The organism is Erythrobacter epiphyticus (genome assembly GCF_034653295.1).
Classification (GTDB): domain Bacteria; phylum Pseudomonadota; class Alphaproteobacteria; order Sphingomonadales; family Sphingomonadaceae; genus Erythrobacter.
Genome location: NZ_JAYEEU010000007.1, coordinates 267,929 through 285,666 on the forward strand (window position 1 = coordinate 267,929; position 17,738 = coordinate 285,666).

Annotated in this window: 16 protein-coding genes; 5 read left to right on the plus strand and 11 right to left on the minus strand. The window is 62.1% G+C overall.

Annotated features, from left to right (window positions below; all coding sequences use genetic code 11):
- Positions 1-61: 61 nt before the first annotated feature.
- The 6 genes from SOQ14_RS14470 to SOQ14_RS06805 form a co-directional block, all read right to left on the minus strand.
- Positions 62-457: a GFA family protein gene (locus SOQ14_RS14470; RefSeq protein WP_416232738.1), complete on the minus strand. Its 396-nt coding sequence runs from the start codon at positions 455-457 to the stop codon at positions 62-64.
- Positions 454-981 carry a DUF2239 family protein gene (locus tag SOQ14_RS06785; protein WP_322897301.1) on the minus strand — a complete coding sequence of 176 codons (528 nt, stop codon included), beginning with the start codon at positions 979-981 and terminating at the stop codon, positions 454-456. The genes SOQ14_RS14470 and SOQ14_RS06785 overlap by 4 nt, the downstream gene beginning before the upstream one ends.
- 543 nt (positions 982-1,524) lie before the next feature.
- Positions 1,525-2,595, minus strand: coding sequence for a DUF3667 domain-containing protein (locus tag SOQ14_RS06790; RefSeq protein WP_322897302.1), 1,071 nt, complete (start codon positions 2,593-2,595; stop codon positions 1,525-1,527).
- Between the two features lie 221 nt (positions 2,596-2,816).
- Entirely contained in the window at positions 2,817-4,052 is a 1,236-nt protein-coding gene (locus SOQ14_RS06795) for a serine hydrolase domain-containing protein (RefSeq protein WP_322897303.1), read from the minus strand.
- Positions 4,045-5,472: a carotenoid oxygenase family protein gene (locus SOQ14_RS06800; protein WP_322897304.1), complete on the minus strand. Its 1,428-nt coding sequence runs from the start codon at positions 5,470-5,472 to the stop codon at positions 4,045-4,047. Before SOQ14_RS06800 ends, SOQ14_RS06795 begins: the two co-directional genes overlap by 8 nt.
- 11 nt (positions 5,473-5,483) lie before the next feature.
- The gene (locus tag SOQ14_RS06805; protein WP_322897305.1) at positions 5,484-5,960 is read right to left on the minus strand and encodes a DUF2141 domain-containing protein; all 477 of its coding nucleotides are present in this window, start codon (positions 5,958-5,960) and stop codon (positions 5,484-5,486) included.
- A gap of 185 nt (positions 5,961-6,145) precedes the next feature.
- Between SOQ14_RS06805 and SOQ14_RS06810 the strand changes: the two genes are divergently transcribed.
- Positions 6,146-6,943: a LytTR family DNA-binding domain-containing protein gene (locus SOQ14_RS06810; RefSeq protein WP_322897854.1), complete on the plus strand. Its 798-nt coding sequence runs from the start codon at positions 6,146-6,148 to the stop codon at positions 6,941-6,943.
- On the opposite strand, the gene SOQ14_RS06815 is transcribed toward SOQ14_RS06810, so the two are convergent.
- Positions 6,940-9,465: a S41 family peptidase gene (locus SOQ14_RS06815; RefSeq protein ID WP_322897306.1), complete on the minus strand. Its 2,526-nt coding sequence runs from the start codon at positions 9,463-9,465 to the stop codon at positions 6,940-6,942. The two genes, SOQ14_RS06810 and SOQ14_RS06815, sit on opposite strands and share 4 nt — an antisense overlap.
- Positions 9,466-10,031: 566 nt before the next feature.
- Between SOQ14_RS06815 and SOQ14_RS06820 the strand changes: the two genes are divergently transcribed.
- The 4 genes from SOQ14_RS06820 to SOQ14_RS06835 all read left to right on the plus strand — a co-directional run bounded on the left by SOQ14_RS06820 (position 10,032) and on the right by SOQ14_RS06835 (position 13,380).
- Positions 10,032-10,988: a 3'-5' exonuclease family protein gene (locus SOQ14_RS06820; RefSeq protein WP_322897307.1), complete on the plus strand. Its 957-nt coding sequence runs from the start codon at positions 10,032-10,034 to the stop codon at positions 10,986-10,988.
- 256 nt (positions 10,989-11,244) lie between these two features.
- The gene (locus SOQ14_RS06825; protein ID WP_322897308.1) at positions 11,245-11,922 is read left to right on the plus strand and encodes an RNA polymerase sigma factor; all 678 of its coding nucleotides are present in this window, start codon (positions 11,245-11,247) and stop codon (positions 11,920-11,922) included.
- 78 nt (positions 11,923-12,000) lie between these two features.
- Positions 12,001-12,462: a hypothetical protein gene (locus tag SOQ14_RS06830; RefSeq protein ID WP_322897309.1), complete on the plus strand. Its 462-nt coding sequence runs from the start codon at positions 12,001-12,003 to the stop codon at positions 12,460-12,462.
- A 279-nt stretch (positions 12,463-12,741) separates the two neighbouring features.
- The gene (locus SOQ14_RS06835; RefSeq protein ID WP_322897310.1) at positions 12,742-13,380 is read left to right on the plus strand and encodes a PilZ domain-containing protein; all 639 of its coding nucleotides are present in this window, start codon (positions 12,742-12,744) and stop codon (positions 13,378-13,380) included.
- A 5-nt stretch (positions 13,381-13,385) separates the two neighbouring features.
- Here SOQ14_RS06835 and msrB read toward each other — a convergent pair whose 3' ends face one another.
- From msrB to SOQ14_RS06855, 4 genes are all read right to left on the minus strand, one after another.
- Positions 13,386-13,880 (minus strand): peptide-methionine (R)-S-oxide reductase MsrB, encoded by a 495-nt coding sequence (gene msrB / locus SOQ14_RS06840; protein ID WP_322897312.1) that lies wholly within the window; start codon positions 13,878-13,880, stop codon positions 13,386-13,388.
- A gap of 85 nt (positions 13,881-13,965) precedes the next feature.
- Positions 13,966-15,309, minus strand: a complete 1,344-nt coding sequence (locus SOQ14_RS06845; RefSeq protein WP_322897313.1) for a cytochrome P450 — start codon at positions 15,307-15,309, stop codon at positions 13,966-13,968.
- A gap of 127 nt (positions 15,310-15,436) precedes the next feature.
- Complete coding sequence (locus tag SOQ14_RS06850; protein WP_322897314.1) at positions 15,437-16,714, minus strand: ABC transporter permease; 1,278 nt, start codon at positions 16,712-16,714, stop codon at positions 15,437-15,439.
- Positions 16,711-17,703 (minus strand): ABC transporter ATP-binding protein, encoded by a 993-nt coding sequence (locus SOQ14_RS06855; protein ID WP_416232739.1) that lies wholly within the window; start codon positions 17,701-17,703, stop codon positions 16,711-16,713. The genes SOQ14_RS06850 and SOQ14_RS06855 overlap by 4 nt, the downstream gene beginning before the upstream one ends.
- Positions 17,704-17,738: the final 35 nt, after the last annotated feature.

The following is a 17,738-nucleotide window of genomic DNA, read 5'->3' on the forward strand; positions in this document are numbered from 1 at the left end:
TCAGGAGCAGCTTCGATCCCGCTAATTACCCGACATGAGGGTGAAGACCAAGATGAGCCTACTAAGGATGATGCTGGGTCTCAGCACCCGTAATGCTGACCCAGGACTGCCTGTTCTTTTCGAAGATCGAATATGCGGGTTCCGGAAAATCTGCCTCATCGAAAAGACCCACAGGGACCGCGATCAGGTCTGGCCACTCATCGATCATGTAGGACACCGTCGATCCGCAACTCGGGCAAAATCGGTACGTGACCTCGCGGCCACTGTCAGCGATCCGCACAAATTCGAGCCAGTTCCCCTCAACAGTGACAGCATCGACAGGAAAGCGGACTTGGGCCGAAAAGGCGCTCCCGGTCCGTTGCTGGCAGGCCCGGCAGTGACAGACAGAAAGTCGGATCGGCTCACCTGAGCAATTCGCTCTGAGGCTACCGCAACGGCAAGAGGCGACGCGCATCATTTCGTTTCCTGATCGCCTGCGCCTGCCCTGAGCAGGCTGTTGATGTAGAACCGCACGTCTTCGGGCCAGTGCGCGATGGCGGACGCGAACATGGTGCCATCAGAACGGTATAGCGCGCGCAGCGCTTCCTCGTAGCCTTCCATATCGCCGCACAGGCCCTGCATGAACCGATAGGCCGCGTCCTGGCGCTCACGGACAGTGCGCCCTTGTGAGCGTGCAGCATCGACGAGACGCCTGAGCGCAGCAGAAGCGCCGCCACTTTGCCCAGAGAGCCAATCCCAGTGTCGCGGAAGCAGCGTCACCTCTCGCGCCTGAACGCCCAATTTCGGGCGCCCGACAGGCTGAGGCGTAGTCCCAGCCATTGTTCCCCGAAAATCGAGGTCGGTCACCCGCCCGGTCTCGTCATCGAAGACAAGGATGGCGTCCTTGTGCTCTGCGAAGTCCGACAGGATTTGCCTTTGGACTTCATCGCGCGTGCCAGAGGCGACTCGCTCGTGCGCGAGAAAAGCCGTGTAATTTGTCATCGATAATTGCCTCCTGAGAGGCGGGATTATACCCGGATGAAAACCGAGTCAAATTATATCCGGGTAATAATATGCTCGCGCCTGCTTGAAGGCCGTTTCGGGGTCGCTTGCTGAACGGCAGCAATTATCCGGAAGCGGGGCAAAGCCGCCATTTGCGGCCCGAGATGAGCAGTGACGGCTCCCGCCCCCGAGGCAGTCGTTCCCGATCACCGAATTTAACGTCTGGTTTCGCCAGAAGCCGCCATGCCGCTTTCAGGGCGGCGCACCGGCCCTACTGATGACCGGGTCTGGGTGGGAAGCGGAACGGCCGCTTTGGAACGACAGCACCCAATAGCTGTCGCAAGTCGCTGGCGAGCAATGCACCGCCTGCTGACCCCGACCCTTTCACACCGGCTCGCCACGCTTGACGTCTGAAGTCGGCGGGCGCGACGACACTGCCATCTAACTTAAGATGCCGCTGTGTTCATGATTGGATTTGGTCGTCGCTAAGGTTGGTCATATTGAAAGACGCTACAATCCTTGGAAGAGGTCGCGAAAGCCGGGCTAAAAAGCGCCGAGAAGCCCAATACCGAGTAGAAAGAGCCCCATTACGAACATCATAAAGACCAGCAGAACGAGAAGTCGCCACAGGGCCGAGAGGTACGAAATGCCATATGCATGGCGTAGTTGTGTGTAAAGATGAAGGGGCGCTGCGATAGCAAAAAGCACAGCACCTACCCAACCGGCCCCGTGCCCGATCGCGCTTAGTATCGAAATCGCGATGAACAAAAGCGACATGAAACTAAGCGAGTAGGTGACGAATATGGCATGTGCATATGCCTTGAAATGTGGCGCACGTAGAAACAGCAAGAAAAGAAAGGGAATCGAGAGTGGAATGAGAAGCCAGCTGAATTTGTATGCATTAGCTTGTATTTTATACATCATCAGACTGGGGTTTTTGCGCCATTTCTCAAACACATCATCGATCAGCTCGATGTCCGTCTTGGTAAATGTAAAGCCCGACCCAAGACTCTCGCTGAGGATGATGCTGCGGGCTTCCTCATAGACGGCCAACTCTTTCTGCATCTGCTTTAGTTCCGCTTTCTCCGCCGTCGCAAATGTGCCCTGCCGCTCGATCTCGGAAATTTTGGCTTGCAACGCAGCGATGTCGCTCTTCAGCCTGTCCTTTGCATCTTGCATCTCCCGCGGAAGTGTACGTTCGGCCTGTATGTCCGTCGGCGCTGAGATGCCGACCATCTGAAATACAGCGAACATCGCGAACACGCTAAACAGGAACATTGCCATTGGGCTGACAAATTTCGCTCGTTCGCCAGCAACATAACGGCGAGTGAGTTCGCCTGGCTTGAACGCCAATAACGGAAGCGTGTCCCAAAGCTTGCCGTCGAGGTGCAACACGCCATGTATGAGGTCGTGGCCAATCGCGGCGAGGCTATTATGCAAGTGGGCCTTCTGGCCGCATTTGGGGCAAAAATCCCCATGATGGACCGTGCAGCAGTTTGCGCAAGTGACAGGGGTCGCGGCTGATGCGGCACTGCCTGCAACACCGAGTTCGGCCGTGCGGCCGATTGGTCCACCTTCGATACATTCGCCTATTGCTTCGCCCGCTTCACCCATCTGCACGCGCCCCCTGTGCAAAATTGGCGAAAATGAAGTCCAAAAGGTGTTCAAATATCGCGATTTGGGTAAGACGTAGACGGAAACTCATCACCAACGTCAATTATCAAATCTCGATGGGTCAGGTGCGCGTCTGTTCCTGCCGAGTGCTGCCAGATCACCACGTGACTAAGCCTCAATTTGATCGAACCCAGAGACTGTTTTGAGGCAAACTGGCTGCATCAATTGGCAACCGAATCGGGATACTCCCACGCAAAGGGCACCCCCGTATCGCCCAGCAATGAGCTGACCAGCGCCGGAAATGCCTTTCCCGATCGCACGTCGTTCGACAGGATCAGCACGCACCGACGATCACGCTCCAGACATACCACCGTGTTGGCTGTCACATCATTATGTCCACCCTTGAACCAGCCAGGGCCCTGCGGCCCAGCAAAGGTGATCACGCCAAGCCCCGCCATTGACCCCGACCTTTGCTCAATCGGAGCATCGGGAAGCAGGGTGGGAAATTGCTGACGCGTGGTGATTGCCAGCGTGCCCCCAGGATAGGCGGCCTTCCATCCATCGGGCAGCCCGTCCTTGCGCACCATATAAGCCACCATGCGGGCCATGTCGGCGATCGTCGTATCCATCGATCCGGCGGCCCGCACCCGGCTGCGTTCATCGTGCAGTTCGCTCCTGCCCGCTTCGTCCCAACCATCGGCGATATTGGGTGCGAATGACGATTGCCACTTGAGGCTGGTGCGCGTCATGCCCAGTGGGCGGAAATAACGGCGCTGCAATTCGGCTTCGAGGTCAAGGCCGAGACCCTGCTCCAGCCCGAACTGAAGCAACATCATCCCCTCACCCGAGTAGGCATAGCGGGTGCCCGGATCGAAATGGATCCGCAGCTTGCCGTCAGGTTCGAAAAACGCGAAATTGGCAAAGCCGGTGGAATGGGTCAGCACCATGCGCGGCGTGATTCGCCGCCAGCGATCGTCGCCGAAAAGATCGCCCCAATGGCCGTAGGCATCAATGTTGCCGTATTCGGGCAACGGCTTGGGCAGCATTTCGGCGATCGGCGTATCAAGTTCGACGACCCCTTCTGCTGCGAGATGCAGCGTCAGATACCCAACCACAGCTTTTGTGAGCGATGCGCCGTACATCACGGTATCGCTATCAAGCGGGTCGCCCTCAACGTTCCGAGCGCCGAAGGTACGGACCCATGAGACATGGCCATTTGCGATGAGCGCCACCGCAAGGCCTTTGGCTCCCGTCTCCTGGAGCGCTTTTGCGATGGCAGCGTTTTGTGCCGGTGTGGGGGCTTCAGCCATCGCAGGGGACCATACGATGAGCGCAAGCGCAGCACCTGTAAGACGTAAGCCTAGGCCCGCTGAGGTCACCAAGTATTGGCCTAAGGATCGTGTCGCCTGCAATCTTCGCTCCCATGTGCACAGAATTATCGTATCCTTCTCAGACATTCACCCAGCTACCATGGAACGACACCGGCAATGCCACCCCACTGCGCCATGAAGCGACCGGGCCATCGGCCATGCGGCGGACATCGAAGATGTGCAACTCTGTTGCTTGGGCGGCAAGGTTGAGCGTGGTGCCCACCAAATAATGACCCGTGGGCACGAATTCCTCGACCAGCTGCCGCGCGCCAAAATCAAAGCTATCGGCGCGGCCAGCTTCCCAGTCCCATACCCCGACGGTCCGGGCAAAGGGGCGGTCGCCGCCGAAGCCGCCAACGAACACGGTGTGTCGGCGCGGCAGGCCGGCGATGTCAGGGGCGACACGCGGAAACTCGGCGGTGATCCCGGCGGGTACAAGCGCGGCGCGGCCATCAGGATGGAGGCTCACCAGCGTCAGTTCAGGCCGTTCGACTTTGTCCTGCCGCCCCTCGATCAACCCCGGTGCCCCTTGAAGCGCGAAGGTGGGGTCTTTGTGGAAACAGCCATCGAAACGGATCGTACCATCCGCCTCCTCCCATGCATCGCCCAGATGGAAGAAGAACAGCGGCGGCAGTTCGAATTCGCGTCTTTTGGTAAGATCGCTTTTGTCGAGCACCAGAACCCGCGTGCCGCGTTCGGGCTGCCAAGCCATGCTTTGCGAGAAGGGCAGGCGGCTCGATGCGGCGACCCAGGGCTGACAGACAATCACCAGGTGACGCTCGGTCGCGGTGAAATCATGCATGTAGCTCGCCATCGGCAGCTCTACGAGTTGGCCCGCTTCGAAGCTGCCGTCCGCCGATAGGCGCCAGATATAGGCATATTTGCCGCCCGGGCCGACATTCCAGATCCGTCCCGAAGGCTCGATCCGCGGATGGGCGAGGAAAGGCATGTGCTTAAGGTCTGGGCGAAAGGTGACCGGGCCTTGGGTGGCGAGAGTCTCAGGGTCGAGCGCGAAGGCCGATCCTGCCTCCCACAAAGCCAGAAGCTTGTCCCCGGCGGCAATCACATGGGTGTTGGCGGCGTTGGCATCATCGGGATTGGCGACGACCGCCCCCGGCCCTGACGCCGTTCCAAAGCCAGGCTGGACGATGGCGCCGAGTTGCTCCTCGATGCGCCGCTTGGGGGTGTCGACGAAGCGCGCGGCGAGACGCGCCTCCTGCCCGGCGATGCGCCATGCGCGCACCAGCCCGTCGCCATCGAACCAGTGGCCCGAGGTGCTGCTCCCCCGCCGAAAGCGCGCCGGGCCATTGCGGTAGAGCGTGCCCGCCAGGTCATCCGGCGCGCGGCCGTGGAGCCGGGTAAGGGTCTGCGGGGCGATATTCTCAAGAATGTCTGTGAGGCCGAGCGTCCAGTCGGGCAGGGTGGGCGCGGCCGTTAGGGGCGCCGGCAGAGCCGCGGCGGCAGCACCGGCGAGGCCGCGGGCAATCAGGGTGCGACGGGTCAGCACGGCAGCGTTCCTTACTTGATGGTGATCGTGATGGTGTTGGCACCGGCCGCGACAGGAAACCGTGCCGCCGCCCACTTGGCTGGCCCGGCTTCGGCTTTGGCGTCGTTCGAGAAGGCGAATGGTTCCAGCGGCATTCCGAAGGGATTGGTGCCCATTTTCCCGTCGCCGTCCACATCGTGAAACGCCTTGACCGCGTAGTCTCCCGGGGCGAGGCCTTCGAACTGCACGACGGCGCTGGTGCTCTCAACCGGGACCGCCGCAACCCGCACCGGGGCGCCGTTCTGGTCATGTGCGCTTTGGCTGTCGAACATGCTGAGCATGATTTGGCCTGTGGGCGTCTCGATCCCTTGGAAGCGTATGGTGAGTGAGGATTCCATCGGGGCGGGAGCGCGCGCGATCTCGGTGGTCTTGCCGATGTTAATGGCACAGCCCCCCAGCGGCAGCGCGGCAGCTGCGGCGAGAACTATTGTACGCAGACGGTTATTCACTTCAGCTTCTCCTTGATGTCGGCCTGTTCGAGCCGGACCTTGCGAAACCCTCTTTGCCCTCGCTAAGGCATGGTCGTCGCGCCGGTTTTCGCCGGTTGCGCCGTGGGATACGCCAAATGACCGGGCCTGCAGTTCACGCTTCGCCAATTGCACATCCGCTGCGCGCCCGTGCGCTGCGCGGGGTGATGATTGGCCTGGCGGCAGCGCTGGTGCTGGCCGTGCTCGGTGCGATGAACACGGGGCAAGCGCCCTTCGGTTACCGGTTGCTCTACTGGGCTTGCGTGATCCTGCCGGGGTCTTTGCTCGGCATTGCAATACAAACGGCGGTGCTGGCCTGGGGCGGCCTTGCCGGCCGGCGCTGGACCGAGATCGCAGTCGTCGCAGTGCTGGTTTCGGTACCGCACACCTTTATGGTAATCGTCGCGACGGCACTCTTCTTCGGGATCGACGCAATCACGCCGGGGGTGGTGGGGTTCTTTGGGCTGACAGTGCTGATGGTGGCGCTCGTGCTGACCACAATCAATCACCTCGCCGCTGTTCCCGCGTCAGAGCCAGTCCCTGCGGCCGTCCCCAACGGAGCCGTTGGCGTACCGATCGAGGCTGCTGCGGCTGAATTCCAGCCGTCGTCGGAACCACAACCAGCCGCACCATCGACGCTGCCCACACTGCCCGAACTGATCGCCGAAAAGCTCCCTGTCCGCCTGCGCAGCGCGCGGCTGATCGCCATTGCTGCCGAAGATCATTATCTGCGCATCCACACTGATGCCGGAAGCGATCTGGTGCTGATGCGCATGACCGACGCCTGTGCGCTGCTGCCCGAGGCGGCAGGCGCGCGGGTCCACCGCAGCTGGTGGGCGGCGCGCGCCGCGGTGGAGACGCTGGCGCGGCGCGAGGGCAAGGCCGAATTGACGCTGCAAGGCGGTCTCACCGTCCCCGTCAGCCGCGCGATGTTGGCGAGCCTTCGCGATCAGGGTTGGGACTAGCTGCGACCTGCGCACCATGCTGCGGCCGCCTCGATCACCGGATTCTTTGCCGCCCCGATCCACACCGGGTCGAAGGGCAGCCGCACATCGGGGTCGATCCCCCGGTCGGGCTGCGCGCCGCGCCCGACATAGCCCTTGAGCGGCAGGTCGAATTCGATCCCGCTATAGGGCAGCTTGACGAACAGAAACGCGCCCCCGTTGATGCTCCGCCGGTTGCCGCCGGTCGTCTCGCCGAACAGGCGCACCTTGCCGCTCGCGCGGGCGGCATTGATGAAGCCGAAGGTCGCCGATGAATTGGTCGGCCCGATCAGCGCCGCGACCGGGCAGGCGATGCGCTTGGGCGAAGGGGCGATGGCGTTCTGGATCACGTCCTCGCGCGGTGCCCATTCGCCGTTGCCGAGCGGACGCGCGCCCTCGCCGAGTTCGTAGAAGCTCTTGTCCCACGTGCTGGAATGCTCACGCAGCACGGCAGGCATCGTCGTGAAGCGCAACCGCGTCTCGAAGGGCCAGCCGGCCAGCGGGCGGTCGATCAGGCGCGCGATGATCGGATCGCCGCAATCGTCGCCGCCCTCGTTCTCTCGAATGTCGATCACAAGGCCCCGCGCGCCGGCGAGGCTGTCGAGCCGCTCCTCCAGCCAACTGCGCCAGTCCCACGTGCTGTTCCACATCGCCCAGCCTGGCATGGTCAGCAAGCACACCCCATCCGGGCGCTCCTCCCACGTCCAGCGCGGTCCATCACCGGTTTCAGGAGCGCGGGTCATGGTCGCTCGGCGACGCTCCAGATCGATCGCGGGAAGTTCGCGGGTGTGTCGGCGCCCGTCGGGCGTGCGCAGGGACAGGCGGTGCAGCCCGTCTGCGCCCGGCGGGGCGATCAGGCCCTGAAAGATGTCGAAGGTCTCGTAGTCCTCCTGCCCCTGCACGCTGAGCAATGCGCGGCGCTTGCCATCATTGCTGCCATCAGCGCGGGTGAGGGGCATCAGCGATGCCAGCAAATCGGCAGCGCGCTGGCCGTTCAGCTGTTCGACCTCGCTTCCTGGCACAAGCCCGTGCCCCTCGGTGTCGCGGGTCACGATCATGCGATCCCCGACCCAGCGGAACCAGAAGGGCAAGCGCGTCTTTTGTGAGAACAAGGCTAGAACATCCTCGTCGTTCTGGTTGAAAAAATTGGCGTAGCTATGACCGCAGCGAAGCGTTGTCAGATAGCGCGACAGGGCAAGATAGGCGGCAGCCATGTCTTCGCGTTCAGCAGCGGCGCGGTAGGCGACCTCGAAGCCTGCAAGCGCGCGTGATGCGGTGCGTGGGCCTTGATAGCGGTAAAGGCCTGGGTGGATATTCATGGCTGCGCGCACGATCGCCAGGTCAAGATCAGTGCCGACCCTCGGACGTATGTCGAGCAGCGCGGCTGCTGCAGATGTGGAAGCGCCGGCTGCGATGAGCCCGGCGAGCGAGGTTCCGGCAAAAGCGGACAGGAAATGGCGACGGTTCATAAGCGATCGGCTAATCGCCCGACCGCGTTCCGCCCGCGCCTCGAGAGCGAGATCGGTCAATTTGTATTGCTCGATTAGTGGGAATACGTGCTGCTCGAAGACTTCGCGGGCACCCTCCGGTGTGGCCATGATCTTCAGCATTTCGTCAGCGAGTTCTTGCGCCGCGACGGTCGCGGATCGTCCAGCACCGACCGAAGCATAGAGCTTGGAGGCTTGAATGCGCCGCATCATCGGAGGTAGGCCTAGACGGACCATTACGGTCGACCAAAGGTTTAGGGCGTCAGCCAATCGCTTGACGTCGTCGGGGTCGGACTCTCCTAGAAGCTCGATGAGCGCCCGGCCATTTTTGAAAAGCAGATCATTTTCGCGCAGACCAATCGCCTTGTGCATGTCCTCGATCAACGGTTCCAACGCATTTCGCGTCTGCTCAAGCGCTCCGGTTCGATACAGCGCTACGGCACGATTATAGCGGAGAATGCGGCCGGACTCGGCATCCGTGGCGACCTTACGTCCTTCGCGATAATAAACCTCCACGAGTTTACGGTCCCCAGATGACCCTGCGATGATCATTTGTTTGAAAGTGAGATTAAGCCGTTCACGCGCTTCGAACGGATTGTTCGCGACGAGTTCGGCCATTTGCGCGACGCGTTCCCCGTCGGGAATGCCTCCATCGCGGCTTTCCCAGTACGCCAAGGCATCGAGCGCCCAGAATCGGTCGCGCGGGCTGTAGGTCGGATCCTCCGCGGCCTCGACGAGCGTGTCCCACATCATCGTCATGTTGCCTTGCTCATAGAACATCTCGGACGTGGCGAGATCGACGAGCGCATCGGTGCGGCCGACACGGGGCAGAAGCCGTATCAGGAAGGTGAGGCGTGGGATGTCCTGTCGCGAGTGCAGGGATGCGATCAACAGCAACTGAAGGCGTTCCAGTGCTTCGTCGATCGCCGCTTGAGGCATTTGCGCGCGATGTCCGGCGGCTAGTGGACGGAGGGCGTCGTGCAGGCCACTTCGGGCTTCCGCGAAATTGACGAGCATCGAGGCCCGCCGGAGCTCCCGCAGAGCCTGGGCCGACACCGACGGTCCGCCGAGTACCGCTAGGACCCCCGACGTCTCAACCGCGTCGAGAGGTATGTCGCATGCACCGAGGATCGCGGCCGCATCTTTCGCCATATTGGAAAGCGACGCGAACGCAACCTCAAGGATTAGATCCTGGGCTGTGTCCTGCTGGTGCGTGCGAGCAAGGATGGAAGCGCAAAACGCTTGCGCCGAGCCGCCGAATTGTAGCGCCGAGATCCGACGCGCTCGGCCTACGACATCACCTGCCTGTCGGCTGCGCGTCAGGCATGGTGGGCGCTCGAAAAGGCGCGGCCGATCCACTTCTGAGCCGCTGCAGCATCCGAACCGATGATCATGTGATCTGATCCCCTGATCACGTGATCAGCTGAATCCACGAACTTCTCCGCCGTCAGCCTTGGCTGCTGACCCGGTCTGCCGCTCGGGCAGTCCGGCGATGCGCTCTGCGCTGATCCCATCAACCCCTAACCCAACCGAGCACCAACCAACCGCAGGCGATGCCTGCTCAACACAAAAAGGAAATGAACATGAATACCCATACCCCTGATGCCTATGAAGCCAAACCCGCCAAGGCCGAGGCCGAATGCGGGATCGACAACGCGAACCGCGCCAACACCGGGAGCGGTAGCACGCCTCAGGATCCCGACGGCACCCAACTTGAGCACAAGCTCATGCGGGAAAAGAACCTGTTCGAAGCGCGGCCTGACCGCCATGAGAACCGGGAGAACGGGTCGCGCTGGATCATATTGGACCTTGAATATGCCTATGATCGTGATCGCCACAGCGCCTATCAGGCTGCTGAGGGCGCTGGTGCGGAGAGGTCAACCCGCTGGCCCTTCCATCGGCCCGTAGCGGCAAGCTGGATAGTCATGCACCACAACCCGGTGACCGAACTCATCACCATCGAGCAGACCAGCACCATCGCCATCGATACCATGGATGAGCGCATGCTGGTCCAGACTGTGTTCGACGTTCTGAACGCCCACAAGACTGCTGTTCTGGTAACCTGGGGCGGCGAAAACAAGGATGTGGCCGTCTTGCGTCTCTGCGCCAGCAAGTTCGGACTGCTGCTCCCCAATCATCTGCGCGACCCGTCGCCGAAATCACATGCGCGGCTTGATCTTTGCTATGCAGTCTCGGGCGGTGCCAAGAGTGTGCACCTACCGGAATATGCCTGGGCCTCGGATATCCCTGCCAAGCCTTCGCCCAGCAAGGATATCGGGCCGCTGGTGCAAGCTGGCAAATGGCATCAAGTGCGCGAGCAGGCATTGGCGGACGTGCTCACGACGGCGGTGATCGGGCTGCGTCACTTCAAATCCCATGGTGTGATCGGAGGAAGTCTGCCCACCGCCTATCTTGCCATGGCGGATGCCGCAGCCGCTGCGCTGCCCTCATCGCAGTTCGTGACGACCACCTTTGCACCATGGGCTCGGCATCAGGCCACGCTCGCCAAGCTGCATGGCGTGATCTACCGGGCTGCTTGAGCGATTACAGGGTTGGCGGTGGCTGGCTTTCGCCTGAGGGCGGGGCGCCAATCAGCCAAGGGCACAAGAAGGGCAGCGTCGGGAGTCCCGCTCTGCCCGTGATGCGCCAGCGACTATATGGCTGGCCTATGGGACAATCAGCACCACGCGCGCCGGCCGGCCTCAGCTAAAACCATGATAACATAGCCTTAGGAAACGTGATGTAGCGTGCCACCGGTCGAAAGGAGCAACATGGCACATCAGTCCTCACTCACTCATGCGCCGCTTCGGCAACTTGCGGACAGCCTGTCCGAATTTTTTATGTGCAGCGCATGTGTTGGTAGGAGCGAACTCCATGTCGGCTCCTGAACCCCGGCCCGAGCCTGCTCGCCATCTGACGCCCGACGAGGTGCGCGCCGAGCTTGCACACATCAAGCCCGGTGTTCGATCCCCACTTCGTGATGCAATCGCCGGACATGCGGCGCGCTCCGGTCAGGAAGCGGCTGAATTGCTCAACGAGGCGGTCAAGCGCGCTTTGTCATCTAGGGCGATCCCTGCCGATGTCCCGTTCGATGCCGTCCTTGCCGAAATCGCGCGGTCTATTGCCAGCAGCGCCAACCTGAGCCGCAGCCGGGCTCGTGAACGCATCATCGATCTGCCCATCGAAGACCTTCTCGATCTCATCCCTGCTGGTGGTTATGCGGTCTCAAGCCCTGACGACGTAATCGAGCAGGAGCGCGTGCGTCAGATCTACGCCGATGCGCTCGACAGGCTTGCCGCCAATGACGAAAAGCGCGCCGCGCTGATCGACGCCATCGACCAGGGCAAGCGCGGCGATGATCTCGCCGCCACCATCGGGATCACCAAGCGTGAGCTTGCCACCTTACGAAAGGCCCTCAAACGCGAGGTCAAGCGGCTCTGGCCGGAGGTAGAAGCGCAACTCGGAGTGAATTGAACCTGCGAGGTCATTTCATCACCTACGCCTTCGCCAAATCTGACGGCAGTCAACCTCGTTGACCGTAAGAGCATTGCAGTGATCAGCGCTGGCGTTGAGCTGTTGGGCGCCGCGTCTTTCAACGCCGCCCTGGCGAGTGGGGCCTCCGAGCAGGACTTCCGCCATGCATGCAATGCCCAATTCAATGCAGTTTTTGGGGATGCTTGCCGCTGGAGCCGGGGCGGAAACGGCTTTCACCGCGATCTTCGATCACGCGACGTCCAATTGATAACGACTGGCGGTGGATGCGCCACTCAGCTTCACGCCGACTTCATTAACAGCAAGAACACCCCTGAAGTTCTCGGCACTGCAGCAATTGTGCAGCCTGAGCCGCCGGCCACATGTGCAAGCGAGGCCTGTGATCTCTCTCGCCTGCTGCTCGCCTATGGCCTTACGCGAGACGTGCCGGAACTGCTCGAACTCAAGCTTCCCTCGCAGGTTCCCAGCATAACGCGTCCCAACCGACCGGGTGCCACATTTATTGACAAGGACATGGTGTAGATGTCGGTAGCTGCTACCCCGGGCTTATTTCGTTGAAGATTTTACAGCATTTCGAGGCAAATTTCCCAATGATTTGAGTGCCCATTTTTGTCCTCCACGGGGCACCAAATTGCTCCTTGTGGTTAACGCCATTGCTTACGTACCCCCCTGAAATCGACGGATAAGGGGTTATCCTGCTCTTAACCGGAGCTCGGTATTTTTTGGCCATGTTCCAAGACCATTGGCGCGGCGCGGATCCATCCCTCTGATCTCGCCCGCCAGCAACGAGGCGACTTGGCGATGGATTTTTCGGCGCGACAACCGGATATGGGAGATGCGGCGCAGGAGACAGGCGAACAGCGTTCGGCGCAGCGCTTCACACTGCTGATCCGTGCGGCCAAGCTGGTGTGCGCCGCGGGCGAGTTCGTGTGCGTGGTGCGCGATGTCTCGGAAACCGGGGTGAGCGTGCGGCTGTTCCACCGCCTGCCTGCCGAGGAAAGCTTTACCCTGCACATGCCGGGCGGCGCGGCCTATGCCATCATCCGCGTATGGGAGCGCGGCCTCGAAGCGGGCTTCCAGTTCGCCGAGCCAGTTGCAGTCAACATGCTGATCAACGAAGTCGTCGCCTTCCCCAAGCGCGGCCTGCGCCTTGCCGTGTCCTTCCCGGTCACGCTCACCACGATTTCGCAGCGCTGCACCGCGATGGTGGAGAACCTCTCGCAGCAGGGCGCGCAGCTCGAATGCAACGGGCTGTTCGCGATCGATCAGAACCTGCGGATGGAAGGCGGCGGCGTGGCGTCCGAATTGCGCGAAATCCGCGCCAAGGTGCGCTGGCGCCGCGGGACGCGCTACGGGCTGGTGTTCGACGACACGTTCACGCTTGGCGATTTCGCCAAGCTGATGGCCCGCCTGCAAAGGCCGGATCTGCTCGCGGATTAACCCTCTCAGGCCGGCTCGAAGGTCAGCGCGAGGCCATTGATGCAGTGGCGCTTGCCCGTCGGCCGCGGCCCGTCTCCGAAGATATGCCCCAAATGCCCGCCGCAGCGCGCACAATGCACTTCGGTGCGCGGGTACCCGATCTTGTAGTCGGTTGAGGTACCAACCGCCTTGGCGTTGATCGCCTGCCAGAAGCTCGGCCAACCGGTGCCGCTGTCATATTTGTGCGCCGAGGAATACAGCGCCTGCCCGCAGCCCGGACAGGCAAAGGTGCCCTTGCGCTTTTCCTTGTTCAGAGGCGAGGTGAAGGCCCGCTCGGTACCCGCCTCGCGCAGGACATAATATTGGTCACGTGTGAGCGCACGGCGCCATTCGGCCTCGGATTTGCTGACAGGAAAGCTCTTGGCCTGAGCCTCGGCACCGCAAGACGCCAGCCACGGCACGGCGGCCGCCATGCCGGTGGCAGCAAGCAGGCGGCGGCGGGTGAGTTCAGGCAAGCGCATGGCAATCCCATCCGATAGCAACACAGGTTCTGCCCTATATACGCGCAAACCGCCTGCGTGGTTTCGTGCGCCCGGCTAAGCCCTGTCAGAAGTGGGTGATCTCGACCTCAAGCTTGCGGAAGCCGTGGACGAAATTGGCTTTCACCCGCTCAACATCGCCGGCCACATGCACCCGCATCCGCCGCTTGTGCATCTCCTCGAGCAACACGCGCAGTTGCAGTTCAGCGAGCCGCGCACCAACGCAGCGGTGAATCCCATAACCGAACGCAATGTGCCGGCGGGCGTTCTCGCGGGTGATGTCGAGCTTGTGCGGGTTTGCGAACACGCTCTCGTCGCGGTTGGCGGCGAGATACCACAGCACCACCTTGTCGCCCTGCTTGATGGTCTGCCCGAAGACTTCGGCATCCGCGGTGGCCGTGCGGCGCATATGGGCAAGCGGGGTCTGGTAGCGCAGGCATTCCTGCACCGCATTGGGGATCAGCCCGGGGTTTTCCTCGAAGAGTTTGCGCTGATCGGGGAATTGATCGAGCGCGTGGATGATCCCGCTCATGGTGTTGCGGGTGGTGTCATTCCCGCCGACAATCAGCAGCACCAGATTGCCCATGAATTCCTGCGGGCTCATCTGGTTCATCGCATCGGAATGGATCATCATCGAGATGAGATCATCGCCGGGTTCCTTGTCCTGCGATTTCTGCATCCACAATTGCTGGAAATAGGCGGCCATTTCCATCAGGATCCCGCGGCGGAATTCATCCAGTTCGCGCACGGTGGCAAGTTCGGTATCGCCCGCCCAGTCCGACCAGAAGGTCAACAGGCGGCGGTCTTCCCACGGGAAATCGAACAGCAGTGCGAGCATCCCGGTGGTCAGCTCGATCGAGACCTTGTCGACCCAGTCGAACACCTCACCGCGCGGCAGGCTATCGAGCAATTCGCCGGTGCGTGCGCGGATATCGGCTTCCATATCGGCCATCGCGCTGGGGGTGAATTTGGGCGCGACCGTGCGGCGCTGGCCGGTGTGCTTGGGCCGGTCCATCGCGATGAACATCGGCAGTTCAAAGCGTTCCTCACCCTCGGGGATGTCTTCATCCTTGGGCCGTTCGAGAATGGTGATGCCGCCATATTCCCAGCTCGACGAGAACAATTCGGGCAACGCCTCGATATGCTGGATCGCGCGGTGGCTAACGACCGCCCAATAGGGGCCGAACGGGCTTTCCGGGATGTAATGTAGATCGCCGGCATCCTGCATCTGCTTGAAGATCGGCTGCCAGGTGTCGTTGAAATAGATGTCCGAACGGCTGACATCCCAGGGGTGCGGATGGTTCGGCACATCTTCGGGGTGGGCGGAGAGATGCGTCCTCAGCGCTTCATAGGCCGTGGGCGCAGAGCGCCATTGCGGTTTGCTGGTCTGCTCGGGGGCGATGGTTGCCATGTCTCTCTCCCGTCCGGCGGCATGTGCTTGTCGGGGCCGCTCGTGACGAGTCGCATCCTGACCTAACTGACAGGCTTGTCAATAGTCGGTTGCAATTCGGGACTGTTCCGCGCGCGGGCGGCGCAGGCTACTCCGCCGGATCAGCCAGCGGGGCGCGCTTGCCGAACCACGGCTTTTTGGCCCGCCCGGCATTGCCCGATTTCATCACCCGCTTGCGGAACAGCAGCGAGCCGCCCTTGACGATCAGCACCACCGCCAGCGCCTGCCAAGCCAGCGCCGCGGCATGGGGCCACAGCGCGGGGTCCATCGCGGCGCGCGCCAGCATCGCAAAGGGCGAGGACAGCGGAAAGGCCATCGCGGCCTTTTCCAGCGTCGATCCCGGCTGGGTGATGGTGTAGGCGGCGAGGAAGAACACCAGCAATTGCATCATGGTGACCGGCATCGACAGGGTCTGCACTTCGCGCACCGTGCTCGCCATCGCCCCGATGGTCAGGAACAGCCCGCCAAGCAGCAGATAGGCCATCGCGAAATAGGTCACCCCCAGCACGAAAAACAGCGGCCAGCCCACCGCAGGCGCGGGCAGATTGGCAATATCCGTGCCGGTGCCTGCAACAATCGCATCTCCGGCGAGGCTCCAGAAGCCGAAGCCGCAAAGCCCCCACACGATGATCCCGACAAAGGACACGGCGAGCATCGCAAACAGCTTGCCCATGAACACCGCATCCATCGGGATCGCAGCAGCGAGGATTTCGATGATCTTGTTGGCCTTTTCCTCGACCAGGTTCGACAGCACCATGCCCGCCAGCAGCATTGTGAGCAGGAACAGCAGCAATTGCGCGGCCTGCGCGGTGGCAATGCGATTGGAACGCTCGCTCGCCGCGCTGCTGGTGACGAGTTCGCTGGTGGCCTCGGGCATGGCGCTGGGCGCGGTCTGCATCGCGGTGGCGGCAATCAGCTCGATCGGCCCGCGCCAGCGCGCGGCCTGTTCGGCGGTGCCGACCACCTGCGGCGCGCGCAGGCTGCCGGTGACGATGACGGCATAGGCGCCGCGTCGCTCTTCGAGGAAAGCGCGCGCGTCAAAAGCCGGATCGCGCGTTGCTTCGGGCACGATGGTAAGCGGCGGCACGGCCCCGCCCAATTGGCGGGTCAGGCCCGCGGCGGCCGACACCATCGCGGCGCTGTCCGCAGGGCTCATCGCGACCCCGACGACCACGCTATCAGCCTCGCGCATCACTTCGCCGGTGATGCTGCCGGCGAGCCCGCCGACGATAAAAGGAAACAGCGGCCCGAGCAGGAAGAACAGGAAGGTGCGGCTGAACAGCACCGCGACAAAATCGCGCCGCGCGATCACCCATGCCGCCTCCAGCGTCGAGAGACGCGGGCTGACCTGCGCAGGCTGGCTCATGCGGCGACTCCTTCCTCATCAGCTTTGAGCGCGCGCGCCGCCGCTTCCCCGGCAATCGCGACAAAGGCATCGTGCAAACCGGCACGCTCGATCGACAGCGAAAGGATCCCCGCATCGCCTTCGATCAGCTGGCGCAGCAGTGGCTCAACCCCGCTTTCGGGCAGCGGGAAATGGAAGAAATCGCCGTTGCGGCGGGTATCCTTGGGCAAGGCGCCCAGCCAAGCCCCCTCCCGCGCGCGAGTTTCGAGCCGGACTTGCGCCGGAATGCGATCCCGCGCGGCTTCGACACTGCCGGCATAGGGCACGCGCCCCCCGGCAATAATCGCGACACCCTCGCACAGGCGTTCGGCATGGTGGATCACATGGGTGGAGAAAATCACGGTCACCCCGTCATCCGCTAGCGCTCGGATCATCGCTTCGAGCTTGCCCTGATTGATCGCATCAAGGCCCGAAAAGGGTTCGTCGAGCACCACCAGCCGGGGGCGATGCACCAGCGTGCCGAGCAATTGCACGGTCTGCGCCATGCCTTTGGAAAGCTGGCGGATCTGCCGGTCGGCAGCATGGGCAAGCCCGTGGCGTTCGAGCATGTCGAGCCCGCGGGTGCGCCCTTCCTTGAGCGAAAGCCCGCGCAAGGCGCCCATGAAGGCAATCGCCTCAATCGCTTTCATCGACGGATAAAGCCCGCGCTCTTCGGGCAGATAACCGATCAGGCGGCCGATTTCGTGCGGGCGATCATGGCCGAACACGCGGCGCACGCCTTCATCGGGATCGATGATCCCGAGCAACATGCGCAAGGTCGTCGTCTTGCCCGCGCCGTTCGGCCCGAGCACGCCATAGATCGCGCCTTGCGGGACCGCGATATCGACCCCGTCGACCGCGCGGATGCCGTCAAAGCTCTTGACCAGCCCGCGCGCCTCCACTGCGAGCGGGCGCAGATCACCCGCTGCACGATTGCCGAGGTCGAATTGTTCGCTTACCGCCATATCCATTGTGCCTTGCCCTATCGCGGGTGCCTAAACAGGAG

Bases quoted from the DNA above. Each gene is read 5' to 3' on its own strand.
- SOQ14_RS14470 (WP_416232738.1), bottom strand. From the start codon at position 457: ATGATGCGCGTCGCCTCTTGCCGTTGCGGTAGCCTCAGAGCGAATTGC.
- SOQ14_RS06785 (WP_322897301.1), bottom strand. From the start codon at position 981: ATGACAAATTACACGGCTTTTCTCGCGCACGAGCGAGTCGCCTCTGGC.
- SOQ14_RS06790 (WP_322897302.1), bottom strand. From the start codon at position 2,595: ATGGGTGAAGCGGGCGAAGCAATAGGCGAATGTATCGAAGGTGGACCA.
- SOQ14_RS06795 (WP_322897303.1), bottom strand. From the start codon at position 4,052: ATGTCTGAGAAGGATACGATAATTCTGTGCACATGGGAGCGAAGATTG.
- SOQ14_RS06810 (WP_322897854.1), top strand. From the start codon at position 6,146: ATGATTGGCCTGGCGGCAGCGCTGGTGCTGGCCGTGCTCGGTGCGATG.
- SOQ14_RS06815 (WP_322897306.1), bottom strand. From the start codon at position 9,465: ATGCTCGTCAATTTCGCGGAAGCCCGAAGTGGCCTGCACGACGCCCTC.
- SOQ14_RS06820 (WP_322897307.1), top strand. From the start codon at position 10,032: ATGAATACCCATACCCCTGATGCCTATGAAGCCAAACCCGCCAAGGCC.
- SOQ14_RS06825 (WP_322897308.1), top strand. From the start codon at position 11,245: ATGCGCCGCTTCGGCAACTTGCGGACAGCCTGTCCGAATTTTTTATGT.
- SOQ14_RS06835 (WP_322897310.1), top strand. From the start codon at position 12,742: ATGGATTTTTCGGCGCGACAACCGGATATGGGAGATGCGGCGCAGGAG.
- msrB (WP_322897312.1), bottom strand. From the start codon at position 13,880: ATGCGCTTGCCTGAACTCACCCGCCGCCGCCTGCTTGCTGCCACCGGC.
- SOQ14_RS06845 (WP_322897313.1), bottom strand. From the start codon at position 15,309: ATGGCAACCATCGCCCCCGAGCAGACCAGCAAACCGCAATGGCGCTCT.
- SOQ14_RS06850 (WP_322897314.1), bottom strand. From the start codon at position 16,714: ATGAGCCAGCCTGCGCAGGTCAGCCCGCGTCTCTCGACGCTGGAGGCG.
- SOQ14_RS06855 (WP_416232739.1), bottom strand. From the start codon at position 17,703: ATGGATATGGCGGTAAGCGAACAATTCGACCTCGGCAATCGTGCAGCG.